The sequence below is a fragment of the Bradyrhizobium sp. STM 3809 genome (assembly GCF_000239795.1).
Classification (GTDB): domain Bacteria; phylum Pseudomonadota; class Alphaproteobacteria; order Rhizobiales; family Xanthobacteraceae; genus Bradyrhizobium.
On the sequence record NZ_CAFJ01000482.1, the window covers coordinates 1 to 15,858 of the forward strand.

Below are 15,858 nucleotides of genomic sequence, written 5' to 3' on the forward strand. Positions count from 1 at the left end.
ATTGACGGTTGCTCCGTGGTCTCCCCGGTGCCCGGGCTTTCTGGTCACCGTTGCCCGCGCGGCGCATCAGCGTCGTCGCGTGCGTGGCATCAGCATCGGGATGCCAGGACCCCACGGCTTGGCCGTGCGCCCCGGGACTGTCCGTCGACATGATCGCTCACGCCGCAGCCCGAAACGCCCACCGCATCCCGCACCCGACGTCCGTGACGGTCGCGAACTGTCCCTCGTGTGGGACGGGATGGAGAGAGATAAGCATGATTTCGGAAAAAATGAAACAAGAATCTTTTTCGTCGCGGGACTGGACAGGGCAAATCAGCTTGATGCGGCAGGCCAATTCGGATTTTTCGCGCAGCGGATTGTGGGCGTGCCCAGTCCTATGGCTGCGATGTGGTTAGCACGGAACGTGCCTCAAACAAGCTTCACGGAGTATGGGTCCCGGATCGGCGCCCGCCAACGCGTCGCGTTGCCGGTCTTGTCCGGGACGACACCTTTTGTGTGACGACGCCAGCGCCACAAACTCGGTGTCGTCCCGGCCGCCGCGCCGGGACCCATACTCCGCGGCGGCTGTGGTGAGCTTCCGTGCCGCTCCGGCGGGATGCAGACCATAGCTCATGGCTCGTCAGGACGGCTGCGCCAAAGGCAAGTTGCTGCGCGCGATCGCGATGGCTTGCTCGCTGCCCACTCCCCTTCATGCACGCCGCATGCTAGCCTTCCGTCAACGCTCGGATGCTCATCGATGCAGATTGCCGTTCATCACCGTGGTTCGGGTCGGATGTCAGGTTCGGAGTTCCGCAGCTTCCAGGCGCGCCGTCCGGAGCACGAACGCTGGGAGCTGGTCGGAGGTGTGGCCATGATGATGACCCCGCCGACCATCGCGCACAATCAGATCGCCAGCAACCTGGAACGGCTGCTCAACGATGCGCTGGCGCGACACGCGCCGGCCTGGATGGCCGCGCAGCGGCCGGGCCTCGATCTTGGTACCGGCGATTTCAGGCCGGAGCCGGATGTCGGCGTGATCGATGCGGACTACGACCCAGGCCAGCGTTTCGTCGACAAGGCCTATCTGCTCGCCGAGGTGATTTCCGATACCGATGAGGTGATCGTGCCCGGCACCGACCGGCGCTGGATCGAGGTCAAGCGCGAACTGTACCGCGCCCATCCGCAGTGTCTGGCCGTGCTCGTGATTGCGCAGGCCCGGATGGAGGTCATGCTTGAGCTCAGAGGCAGCGGTGGTTGGACGTCGATCTCACTCGAAGCAGGGGACGAGCTGTCGCTTCCTACCTTCGGACTGGTGTGCGGGGTGGCTGACCTCTACGAACGAACGCCTGTGCCGCGCAATTAGTTTGTAGGGTGGGCAAAGCCGCGCCCGCGCGCCGCGCGGGAGCGGCGTGCCCACCGGGGCCTGCACGGTGCAGGACGGTGGGCACGCGCCGCCTTCGGCGTCGCTTTGCCCACCCTACGTTTTGCGCGAGCGTCGCGCGCTACAGCGCCCCCGACGTCACCAGGCCGAACTTCAGCCATGCTGACGGCGGCACGTCGGTCGGGCGCTTGCGGTCGGCCCAGTTGCGGTCGACGATGTCCAGGATGCCTGGGTCGATGCCCATCTCGCGCAGATAAAGTCGGGCCTGCCCGCTGTAATAGGTCGTCAGGCCGGCGCGATGCTCGGCGGAGACGTTCGGCGCGAGCCGATTACGGATCTCCATGCCGACCAGTTCGACATGCGCGTCCGGCGGCAGGCTGCGGTGGACGCCGCCGGCCAGCATCAGAAAGCAGGACGTCTCGCACAGCACGCGCGACGTATCGAGCGCCGCGTCGAAGGGGCCGCCCGCGCGCTTCAGCGCCAGGCATTCGGTTTGCGACTTGTCGCGGCAGGCGTCCACCTGCGTGCGGCCGACGGCGGCATCGATGCCGCGGTCGCGCAGGATACGGCCCATGCTGACGGCGCTGCTGAGATCGGCGTCGCCGCGGGACTGGATGATCACGGGCAGCTTGCGGCCGGACTGGCGGTCGAGGATCGCGATCAGGCGCTTGAAGGTGTCGAACCGGATCGTGCCTTCGGCTGCGATCCAGTCGGCGCAGCCGGGACCGCAGGAATCGCGCGCGCCATGCGCGACGTAGAAGATCATGGCATCGGGCAGCGTGCCAAACTCGGCGATCGGCGCAGATGGCGTCGTTGCCGGCTGAGCCCGTGATGGACCGGCAATGACCATCGTCATCGCGACGATCAACATGGTTCGAAACAGTCTCGCAGCCATCGGTCGTGCCCCCCAGCATCCCCGCCGCGATTGTCACCGGGAGGGCGTGGTTGTGCAAGGGGTGGCATGCACGCGCGTGGAGAAGGCGGCAATGCAGCTGGGGCGACATGCTTGTCGCCCACCACCGCTGTCCTCTCCAGCATCCTTACTGATAACGCTCGTTGGGCGACAAGCATGTCGTCCCAGCTGCATTGTTTGCGGCCAGCGTAGCTCGGAGCAGTTCACCTTTCTGATGGCCGCGATGCGGCCGCAGACATCCGACCGCAGCGGCGCGGTGCGCATCGTCGATTCCACGCGCTTCGCGCGGCGACCGCCATTCGCTGGCAGCCCAAGGTCCACGCGGCGCTGCTGCCAGAGTGAGACTGTGGCGCTCCCTCGATCGTCTGCCGCGATCAGGGCATGCGGCGCGCGCGAGCGCCGACTGATCGCCGCGGCTCAGTCCCACTTCGGACGTAAAAGCTATCGATAACGACTTGCATCTACAGGATGTGGGGGAGTCGGGGCGATGTCATTCACCGGGCTGAAGTCGGCCGTCCTGTGTCTGAGCCTGCTCGCGTTGCCGGCGCTCGCGGCCGATCGCGCGACGACGTCCTACATGCCGCCGGCTGACAAACAGCCATCGCTGCTGCAGCGGTTGGCGGCGGCGCTGAAGCCGAAGCCGGTGCATGTCGCCGCCGTGGTGCACAGGCGCCCCAAGCATGGATCCTCCATGCATGGGGTGAGGACCTCAGCGCACGGGGCGAGAGTCAGGCATGCGGCCGCGGCGCTGCGCAAGCGGAAGGCCGCGCCTGCCTTGGCCGCGGCCGAGCCGGCGATGGCGCAGCCTGCGGCGGTGACGCAGCCTGTGGTGGTGGCGCAACCCGTGACGACGGCTGAGCCCGTCACGGTCGGCGCGGCCGTCACCGCGCCGGCCCCCTTGTCCGAGCTGGAGCTCGCGGCCAAGGGCCAGCAGTTGTTCAACGACGCCAGCCTGTCGGGCGGCAGCAAGGCGTCCTGTGCCACCTGCCACTTCTCGACCGGGCATACCAACAACAAGACCTATGTCGGCCTGGATGTCGTCGCCGACGGTGATCCCAATGGCCGCAATACGCCGACGCTGTGGGGAGTCGGCGAACGCTCGGTGTTCGGCTGGGCCGGGCAGGCGGCCACGCTGGAGGACAGCATCCGTGGCATCATCGTCAACCGCATGAAGGGTCCGGAGCCGTCGCCGGAGACCCTGGCGGCGCTGGTCGCCTATGTCCGCACGCTGAACTATCCGGCGAACTGGCAGGTCAAGGAGGACGGCACGCCGCGGCCGGATGCGAGCGAAGCGATCAAGCGCGGCTTCGCGCTCTATGTCGGCGACGGCGGCTGCGGCACCTGCCACCAGCTCCCGACCTTCGACAAGAAGAGCAAGGACGACATCGGCACCGGCGGCAAGTTCAAGGTGCCGACCCTACACGCGGTCGCGTCGACCGCGCCGTATTTCCACGACGGCCGCACCGCCTCGCTGCGCGACGCCGTCAAGCTGATGTGGGAGGTCTACGCCAAGAAGATGGAGTCGCGGCTGCCGACCGAGGCCGAGCTCGACGATCTCACGGCGTATGTCGGGGCGCTGTGAGGCGCTTCAGAGCAGTCTCATTCGTGCTAGTCCCCCGCACGACCCTTCAACCCTCACCCTGAGGAGCCCGCCCTTGAGGCGGGCGTCTCGAAGGGCGAGGCCCTGGTGGTGGCCTCATGGTTCGAGACGCGCCGCTTTGGGCAGCTGTCGCGGAGCAGGCCGCGGAGCACGGCGCTCCTCACCATGAGGGGTGGGAGCCGAGCCTGCCGCTGCACATTGGCCAAGAGCAGCGTGCTCATGGAGAGGGTCAGGTGCCGAAGTGGCCGCTCAGATATTCGCGCCGAGATCGGCGATGTCGTCGAACAGCACGCCCGTGCGTGACAGCAGCGCCTCCAGCTCGTCCGTCGCATCGGCGATGCCGCGCGTCGCGGTGTCGAGCACGAGCTCGGCATCGAGCGGCGGCTCGTAGTCGTTGCCGATGCCGGTGAAGTTCTGCAACGCGCCGGCGCGGGCCTTGGCGTAGTGGCCCTTGGGATCGCGGCTCTCGCAGATCTCGGCGGCGGTGGCGACGTAGATCTCGCGGAACAGGTCGCCGGCGACGCGGCGCGCCGCGGCGCGGTCCTCGCGCGCGGGCGACACCGCGGCGACGATCGCGATGTGGCCGTTGCGCGCGAGATGGGTCGCGACCTCGGCGAGGCGGCGGATGTTCTCGGCGCGATCCTCCGGCGTGAAGCCGAGATCCTTGTTGAGGCCGGCGCGCACGGTGTCGCCGTCGAGCAGCACGGGCGCGCCGCCGCGGCTGAACAGCCGCCGCTCCAGCGCCCGCGCCAAGGTGGACTTGCCGGCGCCGGGCAGGCCGGTCATCCAGACCACCGCACCCTTGTGGCGATAGCGGTCGGCGCGCTCCTGCGGCTGCAGCGCCGATTCCACCGGCATGATGTCGACCGGCGCGGCGCGCTTGCCCGCCGCGATCGACAGCACGAGGCCGCCGCCGGCGATGCGGCCCTGCACCTCGATGACGAGGCGCCCGGTGCGCGCATTCTCGGTGTAGGGATCGACGGCGACCGGCTGGGTCAGCGCGATCTCGATCTCGCCGACATGGTTGCGCGCGATCGAGGCATTCTCCTCGTTGGACAGCGAGCCGGGATCGACCGCCTTCTCGATCGCGACCACGCTGCCGCGCGCCTCGCGGGTGCCGAGCCGGACGAGAATGTTGTCCCCCCTCGCGAGCGGCTGGTCGTGCAGCCAGAAGATGCGCGCATGCAGCCGGCGCGCCGCCTGCGGCTCGCGACCGACATGGGCGATGACGTCGCCGCGCTCGATGAACAGCTCGCGGTCGAGCGTGATGCCGACCGAGCGGCCGGCGCCCTGCGCTGATGTCACCGGCGTCTGCGGCCAGCCCTCGACGGTCTTGATCTTGGCGATCTTGCCGGCCGGCATGATCACGATCTCGTCGCCGGTGCGCAATTCACCGGCCTCGACGCGGCCGGCGACGATGCGGCGGTCGTCGAACTTGTAGATCGCCTGCACCGGCAGGCGCAGCGGCAGGCTCGACAGCGGCTTCGCCGGCTCCAGCCCGTCCAGCGCCTCGACCACGGTCGGGCCGTCATACCAGCCGATGCGCGAGGTCAGCTGCGCCACGCCGTCGCCGTCGCGCGCGGAGATCGGAATGACGGCGACCGGCTTGACGCCGAGGCCCTGGAGATGCGCCGAGATCTCGGACTTGATGTCGTTGAAGCGGTCTTCGCTGAATTCGACACGGTCCATCTTGTTGACGACGACCGCGACGTGGCGAACGCCCAGCAGATGCAGCAGATAGCCGTGGCGGCGGGTCTGGTCGCGCACCCCTTCGAGCGCGTCGATGATCAGCACCGCGCCGTCGGCCTGCGAGGCGCCGGTGATCATGTTGCGCAGGAACTCGGCGTGGCCGGGCGCGTCGATCAGCACGACCTCGCGGGCATTGGTGCGGAAGCGGATCTGCGTGGTGTCGATGGTGATGCCCTGGTCGCGCTCGGTCTGCAGCGCGTCGAGCAGGAACGACCATTCGAACGGCATGCCGCGGCGCGCCGAGACTGCCTGCAGCATCTCGAGCTTGCCGTCGGGCAGGCTGCCGGTCTCATGCAGCAGGCGGCCGACCAGGGTCGACTTGCCATGGTCGACATGGCCGACGATGACGATTGAGACCTGCGGGCGGCTGGTGCCGTTCGGCGTGGCGGGAGCTGTGGCCGGGACTCTCATGTTCATCGCTCGCTCCCGCTCAGAGATAGCCGGCGACGCGCAGACGCTCGAAGGCGTCCTCGGTCTCGTGGTCGAGCGCACGGCCGGCGCGCTCCGGCACCTTGGTGCTTTCCAACTCGGCGAGGATCTCGGCGATGTTCGAGGCGTTGGAGGCGACGGGGAAGGTGATGTCCTGGTCGCCGAGGGAGCGATAGCGCTTGCCGTTCTTCGACAGATACAGCGGGATGATCGGGATGTTCTCGCGCGCGGTGTAGGCCCAGATGTCGGCCTCGGTCCAATGCAGGATCGGATGGATGCGCAAATGCGCGCCCTGCGGCGGCGAGGCGTTGAAATGGTCCCAGAACTCCGGCGGCTGATCGCGGACGTCCCAATTGCCCTCGGCGCCGCGCGGCGAGAACACGCGCTCCTTGGCGCGCGTCGCCTCCTCGTCGCGTCGGATGCCGGCGATCAGGCCGTCGAAGCCATACTTCGCGAGCGCCATCTTCAGGCCCTCGGTCTTGCGCGCGGCCGAGCGGGCGGCGGGCGGCAGGGTCGGATCGACCGCGTCGATCGGCGGGCACGGCTCGACGCGGAGATCGAGGCCCCATTCCTGCGCGTAAGTGTCGCGGAAGGCATACATCTCCGGAAACTTCTTGCCGGTATCGACATGCATGGCCGGGAACGGCACGCGGCCGAAGAACGCCTTGCGCGCCAGCCAGATCATGACGTTGGAGTCTTTTCCCAGCGACCACAGCAGCGCGAGCTTCTTCAGCCGTGCAAAGGCCTCGCGGAGAATGTAAATGCTCTGCGCCTCGAGCTGGTCGAGATGATCCATCGTCGGCGCGGCGTTCAGCACGCGCGGCATGGAAGATGCTTGCTCGAGCTCGGAGGAGGGCAACCGATCTCTCGAAACGTCGTTTGTGAGAATGTGCATGCTGTCAGCCATCGCCTGCTTGGGAGAAAATTCTATGGCGAAGCCAAGAAATAATTTTCTCTTTACGTCCGCGGCGTGACACTTATATAGAAAATAATTCCAGTCAACCCCGAAGAGTCGAAGTCGACGGACGCAATGCAATATCTGCCGGTGTTTCTCGATCTGAAGACCGGCCCCGTGCTGCTGATCGGCGCGGGCGAGCTCGTGCGCGCCAAGCTCAGAGTCCTGCTGTCCGCTGGCGCCCAGATCCGCTGGTTCGCCACCGACGGCGATTTCGATCTCGGAGGATTGCACGACGATCATGGCCAGATCACGCGCGCCCAAGGCGATCCGCTGACGGCGGATCTGTCGGGCGTCATCGCGGTGCTGTGCGCCGGTGCGGGCGACGTCGGCGTGGCGATGTCGGCGCGCGCACGCAGCGTCGGCCTGCCCGTCAACGTGATGGACGACCTCGCGCATTCCAGCTTCATCTTTCCGGCGATCGTCGATCGCGGCGATGTCGTGGTGGCGATCGGCACCGGCGGCTCCTCGCCAGTGGTCGCGCGCCGCGTGCGCGAGCGCATCGAGGCGCTGCTGCCGGCGCGGATCGGCGAGCTCGCGGGCTTCATCGGCGACTTCCGCAAGACCATCAATCCGCGCATCGCCGAGATGCCGCTGCGCCGCCGGTTCTGGGAGCGCATCGTCGACGGCCCGATCGGCGCACTGGTGCTTGCAGGCCGCAAGCAAGAGGCCGAGGCGGCGCTGCACGGCATCGCCGATCCCACCGCATTCGCTGGTGCTGATCACGCCGGCCGCAGCGAAGGACATGTGACGCTGGTCGGCGCCGGTCCCGGCGATCCCGATCTGCTGACCATCAAGGCGCTGCGCGCGCTGCAGGACGCCGACGTCGTGTTCTACGACGAGCTGGTGACGCCGGAGATTCTCGACCGCATCCGCCGCGACGCCTCGCGCGTGCCGGTCGGCCGCCGCGTCGGCAAGCCCGGCATCGGCCAGGACGCCGTCAACAAGCTGCTGATCGCGGCGGCGCGCGAGGGCAAGCGCGCGGTGCGTTTGAAGGGCGGCGACGCTTTCGTGTTCGGTCGCGGCGGCGAGGAGATCGACGCCCTGCGCAATGCCGGCGTGTCCTACACCATCGTGCCCGGCATCACCGCCGGCATCGGCGCCGCCGCGCAGTTCGAGGTGCCCTTGACCTTCCGCAGCAAGGCGCTGCGCATCACCTTCCTCACCGCGCACAAGGAGCGCGATGCCGAGGCGGTCGACTGGTCGGTCCTGACGGACACCAAGATGACTGTCGTCGTCTACATGGGCATGACGGCGGCTTCCGCCGTGCGCGCCGGCCTGCTCGCCGCGGGCCGCTCGCCGCAGACGCCGGTCGGCGTGTTCGCGCGCGTGACGCGGCCGGATGCGCAGGCGGCGGTCGGGACGCTCGATCAGCTGCCGGACCTCGTCGCCAAGATCGATGGCGGTCCGGCCATCCTCATCATCGGCGACGTCGTGGCGCACTCCGCGCCATGGCGTCAGCAGAATCTCAGTGGCGTGATTGCAAAACTCCTGGAACCCGTCTGAATGACCTCCCCGCTGCAACAGAAGATCAAGATCACCGGCCCCTCGATCGTCACCGCGAACCGCACGTGGGACGGCGCGGTGATCTATCGCACCGACGCCAAGAGCTGGTCCGATGAGCTCACCGACGCGGCGATCGTGCGCACCGCCGACGAGGCCCGCGCGCTGCTGACGGAAGCGGTGGCCGATGATCTGAATGCGATCGGACCCTATATCGCGCCGGTCGAGGTCGAAGCCGACGGCGCGGTGAAGCCCGGCAACATGCGCGAACACATCCGGCTGACGGGCGCCACCATCGCGCTCCCGGCCCAGGCCTGAGGCCCTCTCATGTACGCTTATGATGAAATCGACCGCACTTTGGTCAACGAGCGCGTCGCCGAATTTCGCGACCAAGTGAAGCGGCGCCTCTCGGGCGAACTGTCCGAGGACGAGTTCAAGATGCTGCGGCTGCAGAACGGCGTGTATCTGCAGCTGCACGCCTACATGTACCGCATCGCGATTCCCTACGGCACCTTGGCGTCGAACCAGTTGCGCCGGCTGGCGCATGTCGCCCGCCGCTACGATCGCGGCTACGGCCATTTCACGACACGGCAGAACATCCAGTTCAACTGGATCAAGCTCGCCGAGCTGCCGGATGCAATGGCCGATCTGGCCGAGGTCGGCATCCAGTCGATGCAGACCTCCGGCAACAACATGCGCAACGTCACCTCCGACCAGTGGGCCGGCGTCGCGCCGGGCGAGGTCGAGGACCCCCGCATCTGGGCCGAGCTGCTGCGTCAGTTCACGACCCTGCATCCGGAATTCTCGTTCCTGCCGCGCAAGTTCAAGATCGCGATCACGGCCTCCGAGCACGACCGCGCCGCAATCAAGATCCACGACATCGGACTTCGTCTGCTCAAGAACGAGCAGGGCGAGACCGGCTTCGAGGTGCTGGTCGGCGGCGGCCTCGGCCGCTCGCCCTTCATCGCCAAGACCATCAAGCCGTTCGTGCACGGCCACGACATTCTCAGCTATGTCGAGGCGATCCTGCGCGTCTACAATCAGTATGGCCGCCGCGACAACATCTACAAGGCGCGCATCAAGATCCTGGTGCACGAGCTCGGCATCGAGAAGTTCGCGGCCGAGGTCGAGGAGGAGTGGCAGCAGATCCGCGAGGGCGTGCTCAAGCTCGATCAGGACATCATCGAGGACATCCGCTCGCGCTTCTTCTATCCAGCCTACGAGGCGCTGCCGGCGATGCCGGACGAGCTGAAGCAGGCCGCGCATGATGCGACCTTCGAGGCTTGGCGCAAGAACTCGGTGTTCCCGCACAAGGCGCAGGGCTATGCCATCGTGGTGGTGTCGCTGAAGCCGGTCGGCAAGCCGCCGGGCGACGCGACCGCCGACCAGATGGATGCGCTGGCCGACATCGCCGACAAATACTCGTTCGGCGAGATCCGCGTCGGCCACGAGCAGAACCTGGCGCTGCCGCATGTGAAGAAGCGCGACCTGCCTGCGGTGTGGAAGGCGCTCGAGGCGATCGGGCTCGCCATCCCGAACGTCAACCTCGTCTCCGACATCATCGCCTGCCCGGGCCTGGACTACTGCTCCCTGGCGAATGCGCGCTCGATCCCGATCGCGCAGGAGATCACGCGGCGCTTCGCCAATCATGACACGGCGAATCTGATCGGCCGGCTGCACATCAACATCTCCGGCTGCATCAACGCCTGCGGCCATCATCACGTCGGCCATATCGGCATCCTCGGCGTCGAGAAGAACAACGAGGAGTTCTATCAGATCACCATCGGCGGCCGCGCCGACGAGGGCGCCGTGCTCGGCACCCTGATCGGCCCGGCGGTGCCCTATGCCGAAGTCGCCGATGTCGTCGAGGACATCGTCGAAGCCTATCTTGCGCTGCGCGCGCATCCCGAAGAGCTGTTCGTCGATACGGTGACGCGGCTCGGGGTCGAACCATTCAGGGAGCGGGTCTATGCCACTCGTTAAGGGCGGACATATCATTGCGGACGAGTTCGTCCGCGTCACCGACGATGCCGAGCTTCCGGCTCAAGGCGCGATCCTCGTCTCCGAGACGCGCTTTCTCGCCGGGTCCGACACGCTGGTCAGCCGCGCCGGTGGCAAGCTCGGCGTGATCTGGCCGAACAATCGCGACATCGACGATCTCGTGCCCTATCTCGACCGGCTGGCGCTGGTCGCGCTGGTGTTCCCGAGCTTTCGCGATGGCCGCGCCTACACCCAGGCCCGCTTGCTGCGCGAGCGCCATGGCTTTCGTGGCGAGCTGCGCGCCACCGGGCAGGTGCTGCGCGATCAGTTCGTGTTCATGCTGCGCGCCGGCTTCGACGCCTTCGACGTCAAGAAGCAGGCCGACGCCGAGGCTTTCAGCGAGACGGTCAAGCGCTATTCGGTGTTCTACCAGCCGGCCGGCGACGGCCGCATCTCCGCGCTGCACCAGCGCCTGCAGCAGCGCCATGCGGAGAGTGCCGGCCTGTGAGCACCTTGGCTGCATCGACTGAGGTTGCGGCAGCGCCGGTCGCGGCGCTCGACGCCACGCTGCGCAACGCGACGCCGCAGGAGGTCATCGCCGCCGCGCTGCAGGCGATCGGCCGCGAGCGGCTCGCGGTGGTGTCGTCGTTCGGCTCGGAGTCGGCGGCGCTCCTGAAGGTCACGGCCGATGTCGATCCGGCGATCCCGGTGATCTTCCTCGATACCGGGCATATGTTCGCCGAGACGCTCGCCTATCGCGACCAGCTCATCGAGATTCTCGGTCTTCGCGACGTGCGCTCGATCAAGCCCGACGCCGCCGCGCTGGCGCGCGACGATGCCGACAACGAACTCTGGTTCTCCGATCCGGACGCCTGCTGCCGCATCCGCAAGGTCGAGCCGCTGGCGCGGGCGCTGGCGCCCTTCACCGCCTGGATCAACGGACGCAAACGGTTCCAAGGCGGCTTGCGGGCCGCGATCCCGGTGGTGGAACAGGACGGCGCCCGCGTGAAGTTCAACCCGTTCGCCAATGTCAGCCGCGAGGACATCGCGGAGATCTATCGCTCGGCCCATTTGCCGCAGCATCCGCTGGTCGCCTCCGGCTTCCGCTCGATCGGTTGCATGCCCTGCACCAGCCGTTCGGATGCTGGCGAGGACGATCGCGCCGGCCGCTGGCGCGGCCGCGGCAAGACGGAGTGCGGCATCCACACGGTCGCGACCCCGGCCGTGTAGTTGGACAACATGGCCGGCTGTTTGGCTTGCCATGACGACGCCGTGTCGCGGCAAAGAACAGCTATGCCAATGCCGGGCGCTTCGTAGCAGAATGCCTTTGTTCGCCGGGAAACAAGAAAATCCGGTTTCGTTGACTCTGGCCGGGACATGCGGCGATCTGCGGTACGCGCCTGTGATACCGCGGGCCTGGAAATGGAGAGCTTCGATGATGCGGCGTGTTCTGGCTGTGGTGGCGGGCCTGGCATGGGCAGGATCGGCCTATGCGGCTGATATCAATCTGCTTAACGTGTCCTACGATCCGACCCGTGAGCTCTATGTCGAGTTCAACAAGGCGTTCGCCGCGAGCTATCAGAAGGAGACCGGCAAGAGCGTCGAGATCAAGCAGTCGCATGGCGGCTCCGGCGCCCAGGCGCGCAGCGTGATCGACGGCCTGCAGGCCGATGTCGTGACCCTGGCGCTCGCCTACGACATCGACGCGATCGCCAACAAGGGGCTGCTCGACAAGGAGTGGCAGAAGCGGCTGCCGCAGAACGCTTCGCCCTACACCTCGACGATCGTGTTCCTGGTCCGCAAGGGCAACCCCAAGGGGATCAAGGACTGGGACGACCTCTTGAAGTCGGGTGTCGAGGTGATCACGCCCAATCCGAAGACCTCCGGCGGCGCGCGCTGGAACTATCTGGCGGCCTGGGGCTATGCGCTGAAGAAGACCGGCTCGGCCGACAAGGCCAAGCAGTTCGTGGCCGACCTCTACAAGCACGTTCCGGTGCTCGACACCGGCGCCCGCGGCGCCACCGTCACCTTCGTGGAACGCGGCGTCGGCGACGTGCTGCTGGCCTGGGAGAACGAGGCCTATTTGGCGCTGAAGGAATTCGGCAAGGAAAAGTTCGAGATCATCTCGCCGTCGCTCTCGATCCTGGCAGAACCGCCAGTTGCGGTCGTCGATACGGTCGTGGCCAAGAAGGGCACGCAGGCGGCCGCTGAAGCCTATCTCAAATACTGGTATACGAAGGAAGGCCAGGAAATCGCCGCACGCAACTTCTATCGTCCGCGCGATCCTGACGTGGCCAAGAAATACGCCGAGTCGTTCGCCAAGGTCGACCTGTTCACGATCGACGACGTGTTCGGCGGCTGGACCAAGGCTCAGAAGGATCACTTCGGCGAAGGCGGCGTGTTCGACCAGATCTACAAGAACTGACGAGCCGAGACGGATAGGGACATTGGAATGAGCCAGGTGGCGTCTTGAGCGTCCTTGCACCCCGACGCAGCACCTTGCCGGGCTTCGGTCTCACCATGGGACTGACGCTGACCTGGCTGTCCCTGATCGTCCTCATTCCCCTGGCCGGGCTGTTCGTCCGCTCGACCGACCTCAGCCTGGCGCAGTTCTGGGACATCGTCACCAGCCGGCGCACCCTGAGCGCGCTGAAGATCTCGTTCGGCCTCTCCTTCGCCGCGGCCTGCGTCAATCTGGTCATGGGCACCATCGTGGTGTGGGCGCTGGTGCGCTACCGCTTCCCGGGCCGGCGGCTGTTCGATGCCATCGTCGACGTCCCGTTCGCGCTGCCGACGGCGGTCGCCGGTGTGGCGCTGACGGCGCTGTTCGCGCAGAAGGGGTGGCTTGGCGCGCCGCTGGCGGCGGCCGGCATCAAGGTGGCGTTCACGCCGCTCGGTATCTTCATCGCGATGATCTTCATCGGCATCCCCTTCGTGGTCCGCACCGTGCAGCCGGTGCTGATCGATCTCGACCCGGAGATCGAGGAGGCGGCGGCGAGCCTGGGCGCCAGCCGCTGGCACATCGTCACCAAGGTCATCCTGCCGAGCCTGACGCCGGCGCTGCTGACCGGCTTCGCGCTCGCCTTTGCCCGCGCCGTCGGTGAATATGGCTCGGTGATCTTCATTGCCGGCAATCTCCCCAACGTGTCCGAGATTGCCCCCCTCCTGATCGTGATCCGCCTGTCCGAGTTCCGCTATGCCGACGCCACGGCCATTGCAGTGGTGATGCTTGTGGTGGCATTCGTGATCATCTTCGCGGTGAATCGCCTGCAACGCTGGGCTCAGTCCCAGGCGTCCACCTGAGGCCGCGACATGAGCATCGAGATGACCCTGCAACGGACGCCGGATGTGTCGGCGCGCAGCCTGGCCGAAACGGCCGCCCGACGCGATCCCCGCGCCGAGCCGACGGTCGTGCGGCTGGCGATCATCACGCTCGCCGTCGCCTTCCTGTCCATCTTCGTCGTGCTGCCGCTGGTGGTCGTGTTCGTCGAGGCATTCGGCAAGGGCATCGCGGCCTATCTGTCGGCGCTGGCCGACCCCGAGGCGCTGTCGGCCATCCGCCTCACGCTCGGCGTCGCGGCAGTCTCGGTCGGCACCAACCTGGTGTTCGGGCTCGCCGCGGCCTGGGCGATCGCCAAGTTCGAGTTTCCGGGAAAGACCTTCCTGATCACCTTGATCGACCTGCCGTTCTCGGTCAGCCCCGTTATCTCCGGCCTGGTCTTCGTGCTGCTGTTCGGCGCGCAGGGGTTTTTCGGACCCTGGTTGCAGAGCCACGATCTGCAGATCCTGTTCGCCTTCCCCGGCATCGCGCTCGCCACCATCTTCGTGACCTTCCCGTTCGTGGCGCGCGCGCTGATCCCGCTGATGCAGGAGCAGGGCACGCAGGAGGAGGAGGCGGCGGTCTCGCTCGGCGCCTCCGGCCTGCAGACCTTCTTCCGTGTCACGCTGCCCAACATCAAATGGGGCGTGCTGTACGGCGTCCTGCTCTGCAACGCGCGCGCGATGGGCGAGTTCGGCGCGGTCTCGGTGGTGTCAGGCCATGTCCGCGGCGAGACCAATACGATGCCGCTGCTGGTCGAGATCCTCTACAACGAGTATCAGATGGTGGCCTCGTTCGCGATCGCCTCGCTGCTCGCCATGCTCGCGCTGATCACGCTGATCGCCAAGACCATTCTCGAACGCAACATCGACGAGGACATGCCTCATGACCATTGAAGCGAGAGGCGTCGTCAAGACGTTCGGCACCTTCAAGGCGCTCGACGGCGTCGACCTCAAGGTCGCCAATGGCGAACTGCTGGCACTGCTCGGTCCCTCGGGCTCCGGCAAGACCACGCTGCTGCGCATCATCGCAGGGCTGGAATGGCCGGATGCCGGCGAGATCCTGTTCGACGGCGAGAACGCGCTCGACCGCGGCGCGCGCGAGCGCCATGTCGGCTTCGTGTTCCAGCACTACGCGCTGTTCCGGCACATGAGCGTGTTCGAGAACGTCGCCTTCGGCCTGCGCGTCCAGCCGCGCCGCATCCGCAAGAGCGAGGCGCAGATCCGCGCGCGGGTGAAGGAGCTGCTCGACCTCGTGCAACTCGACTGGCTTGCCGACCGCTATCCGAGCCAGCTCTCCGGCGGCCAGCGCCAGCGCATCGCGCTGGCGCGCGCGCTCGCCATCGAGCCGCGCATCCTGCTGCTCGACGAGCCGTTCGGCGCGCTCGATGCAAAGGTGCGCAAGGAGCTCAGGCAGTGGCTGCGCACGCTGCATCACTCGATCAACGTCACCTCGATCTTCGTCACGCACGACCAGGAGGAGGCGCTCGAGGTCGCGCACCGCGTGGTGGTGATGGACAAGGGCCGGATCGAGCAGGTCGGCTCCCCCAGCGACGTCTATGACAGTCCGGCGACGGCCTTCGTGCACGGCTTCATCGGCGAGTCGATCATGCTGCCGGTCGAGATCGCCGGCGGCGCCGTGCATCTCAACGGCCGGCCGCTGGACATAGCGGCACCCGGGGATGCCGTCGGGGCTTCGACCCTGTTCGTGCGCCGCCACGACATGCTGATCGGCCCCGCCGATAGCGGCGCCTTGCACGGCGCCGTCACCCATGTCCGCAGCTTCGGCCCGGTGCAGCGCGCCGAGATCGCGCTGACCGAAGGTTCCACCATCGAGATCGACGCGCCCCGCGACCGCGAACTCCGCATCGGCGACCGCATCGGCCTGAAGCCGCGGCACTACCGGATCTTCGCCGGCGGCTAGGGTGGCTGAGCTCGGCCTCTGCCGGCAGATTGTTAGTCCAGGTCTGCGAGACAAACATTCGCTGTCGTCCCGGACAAGCCCGGCAACGGGCCAGCGTTGGCGGGCGCCGATCCAGGACCCATACTTC

Annotated in this window: 14 protein-coding genes; 11 read left to right on the forward strand and 3 right to left on the reverse strand. The window is 67.0% G+C overall.

Annotated elements, in window-relative coordinates:
* Nucleotides 1-736 precede the first annotated feature (736 nt).
* Entirely contained in the window at nt 737-1,342 is a 606-nt protein-coding gene (locus BRAS3809_RS22385; protein ID WP_035657647.1) for a Uma2 family endonuclease, read from the forward strand.
* A 139-nt stretch (nt 1,343-1,481) separates the two neighbouring features.
* Here BRAS3809_RS22385 and BRAS3809_RS22390 read toward each other — a convergent pair whose 3' ends face one another.
* On the reverse strand, nt 1,482-2,216 hold the full coding sequence (locus tag BRAS3809_RS22390; RefSeq protein ID WP_008964319.1) for a hypothetical protein: 735 nt from the start codon (nt 2,214-2,216) through the stop codon (nt 1,482-1,484).
* Nucleotides 2,217-2,760: 544 nt separating this feature from the next.
* On the opposite strand from BRAS3809_RS22390, the gene BRAS3809_RS22395 reads away from it, so the two are divergent.
* A complete protein-coding gene (locus BRAS3809_RS22395; RefSeq protein WP_008964320.1) occupies nt 2,761-3,855 on the forward strand; it encodes a cytochrome-c peroxidase in 1,095 nt (364 codons plus the stop codon).
* Between the two features lie 267 nt (nt 3,856-4,122).
* Here BRAS3809_RS22395 and cysC read toward each other — a convergent pair whose 3' ends face one another.
* Nucleotides 4,123-6,039 (reverse strand): adenylyl-sulfate kinase, encoded by a 1,917-nt coding sequence (gene cysC, locus BRAS3809_RS22405; protein ID WP_035657653.1) that lies wholly within the window; start codon nt 6,037-6,039, stop codon nt 4,123-4,125.
* Nucleotides 6,040-6,052: 13 nt separating this feature from the next.
* A complete protein-coding gene (gene cysD, locus BRAS3809_RS22410) occupies nt 6,053-6,847 on the reverse strand; it encodes a sulfate adenylyltransferase subunit CysD (protein ID WP_035657665.1) in 795 nt (264 codons plus the stop codon).
* Nucleotides 6,848-7,081: 234 nt separating this feature from the next.
* Here cysD and cysG point away from each other — a divergent pair, with 234 nt between their 5' ends.
* The 9 genes from cysG (at nt 7,082) to BRAS3809_RS22455 (ending at nt 15,731) form a co-directional block, all read left to right on the forward strand.
* Nucleotides 7,082-8,512, forward strand: coding sequence for a siroheme synthase CysG (cysG, locus tag BRAS3809_RS22415; protein ID WP_008964323.1), 1,431 nt, complete (start codon nt 7,082-7,084; stop codon nt 8,510-8,512).
* Nucleotides 8,513-8,827 carry a DUF2849 domain-containing protein gene (locus BRAS3809_RS22420; RefSeq protein ID WP_008964324.1) on the forward strand — a complete coding sequence of 105 codons (315 nt, stop codon included), beginning with the start codon at nt 8,513-8,515 and terminating at the stop codon, nt 8,825-8,827.
* Between the two features lie 9 nt (nt 8,828-8,836).
* The gene (locus tag BRAS3809_RS22425) at nt 8,837-10,492 is read left to right on the forward strand and encodes a nitrite/sulfite reductase (RefSeq protein WP_008964325.1); all 1,656 of its coding nucleotides are present in this window, start codon (nt 8,837-8,839) and stop codon (nt 10,490-10,492) included.
* Nucleotides 10,479-10,997 (forward strand): DUF934 domain-containing protein, encoded by a 519-nt coding sequence (locus BRAS3809_RS22430; protein WP_008964326.1) that lies wholly within the window; start codon nt 10,479-10,481, stop codon nt 10,995-10,997. The genes BRAS3809_RS22425 and BRAS3809_RS22430 overlap by 14 nt, the downstream gene beginning before the upstream one ends.
* Nucleotides 10,994-11,719: a phosphoadenylyl-sulfate reductase gene (locus BRAS3809_RS22435; protein ID WP_035657656.1), complete on the forward strand. Its 726-nt coding sequence runs from the start codon at nt 10,994-10,996 to the stop codon at nt 11,717-11,719. The genes BRAS3809_RS22430 and BRAS3809_RS22435 overlap by 4 nt, the downstream gene beginning before the upstream one ends.
* A gap of 205 nt (nt 11,720-11,924) precedes the next feature.
* Entirely contained in the window at nt 11,925-12,914 is a 990-nt protein-coding gene (locus BRAS3809_RS22440; protein ID WP_035657659.1) for a sulfate ABC transporter substrate-binding protein, read from the forward strand.
* 44 nt (nt 12,915-12,958) lie between these two features.
* On the forward strand, nt 12,959-13,792 hold the full coding sequence (gene cysT / locus BRAS3809_RS22445; protein WP_006614652.1) for a sulfate ABC transporter permease subunit CysT: 834 nt from the start codon (nt 12,959-12,961) through the stop codon (nt 13,790-13,792).
* A 9-nt stretch (nt 13,793-13,801) separates the two neighbouring features.
* Nucleotides 13,802-14,704 (forward strand): sulfate ABC transporter permease subunit CysW, encoded by a 903-nt coding sequence (gene cysW, locus BRAS3809_RS22450; RefSeq protein ID WP_008964329.1) that lies wholly within the window; start codon nt 13,802-13,804, stop codon nt 14,702-14,704.
* A complete protein-coding gene (locus BRAS3809_RS22455; protein WP_008964330.1) occupies nt 14,694-15,731 on the forward strand; it encodes a sulfate/molybdate ABC transporter ATP-binding protein in 1,038 nt (345 codons plus the stop codon). The genes cysW and BRAS3809_RS22455 overlap by 11 nt, the downstream gene beginning before the upstream one ends.
* Nucleotides 15,732-15,858 lie beyond the last annotated feature (127 nt).

Bases quoted from the DNA above. Each gene is read 5' to 3' on its own strand.
- BRAS3809_RS22385 (WP_035657647.1), top strand. From the start codon at position 737: ATGCAGATTGCCGTTCATCACCGTGGTTCGGGTCGGATGTCAGGTTCG.
- BRAS3809_RS22390 (WP_008964319.1), bottom strand. From the start codon at position 2,216: ATGACGATGGTCATTGCCGGTCCATCACGGGCTCAGCCGGCAACGACG.
- BRAS3809_RS22395 (WP_008964320.1), top strand. From the start codon at position 2,761: ATGTCATTCACCGGGCTGAAGTCGGCCGTCCTGTGTCTGAGCCTGCTC.
- cysC (WP_035657653.1), bottom strand. From the start codon at position 6,039: ATGAACATGAGAGTCCCGGCCACAGCTCCCGCCACGCCGAACGGCACC.
- cysD (WP_035657665.1), bottom strand. From the start codon at position 6,847: ATGGATCATCTCGACCAGCTCGAGGCGCAGAGCATTTACATTCTCCGC.
- cysG (WP_008964323.1), top strand. From the start codon at position 7,082: ATGCAATATCTGCCGGTGTTTCTCGATCTGAAGACCGGCCCCGTGCTG.
- BRAS3809_RS22420 (WP_008964324.1), top strand. From the start codon at position 8,513: ATGACCTCCCCGCTGCAACAGAAGATCAAGATCACCGGCCCCTCGATC.
- BRAS3809_RS22425 (WP_008964325.1), top strand. From the start codon at position 8,837: ATGTACGCTTATGATGAAATCGACCGCACTTTGGTCAACGAGCGCGTC.
- BRAS3809_RS22430 (WP_008964326.1), top strand. From the start codon at position 10,479: ATGCCACTCGTTAAGGGCGGACATATCATTGCGGACGAGTTCGTCCGC.
- BRAS3809_RS22440 (WP_035657659.1), top strand. From the start codon at position 11,925: ATGATGCGGCGTGTTCTGGCTGTGGTGGCGGGCCTGGCATGGGCAGGA.
- cysW (WP_008964329.1), top strand. From the start codon at position 13,802: ATGAGCATCGAGATGACCCTGCAACGGACGCCGGATGTGTCGGCGCGC.
- BRAS3809_RS22455 (WP_008964330.1), top strand. From the start codon at position 14,694: ATGACCATTGAAGCGAGAGGCGTCGTCAAGACGTTCGGCACCTTCAAG.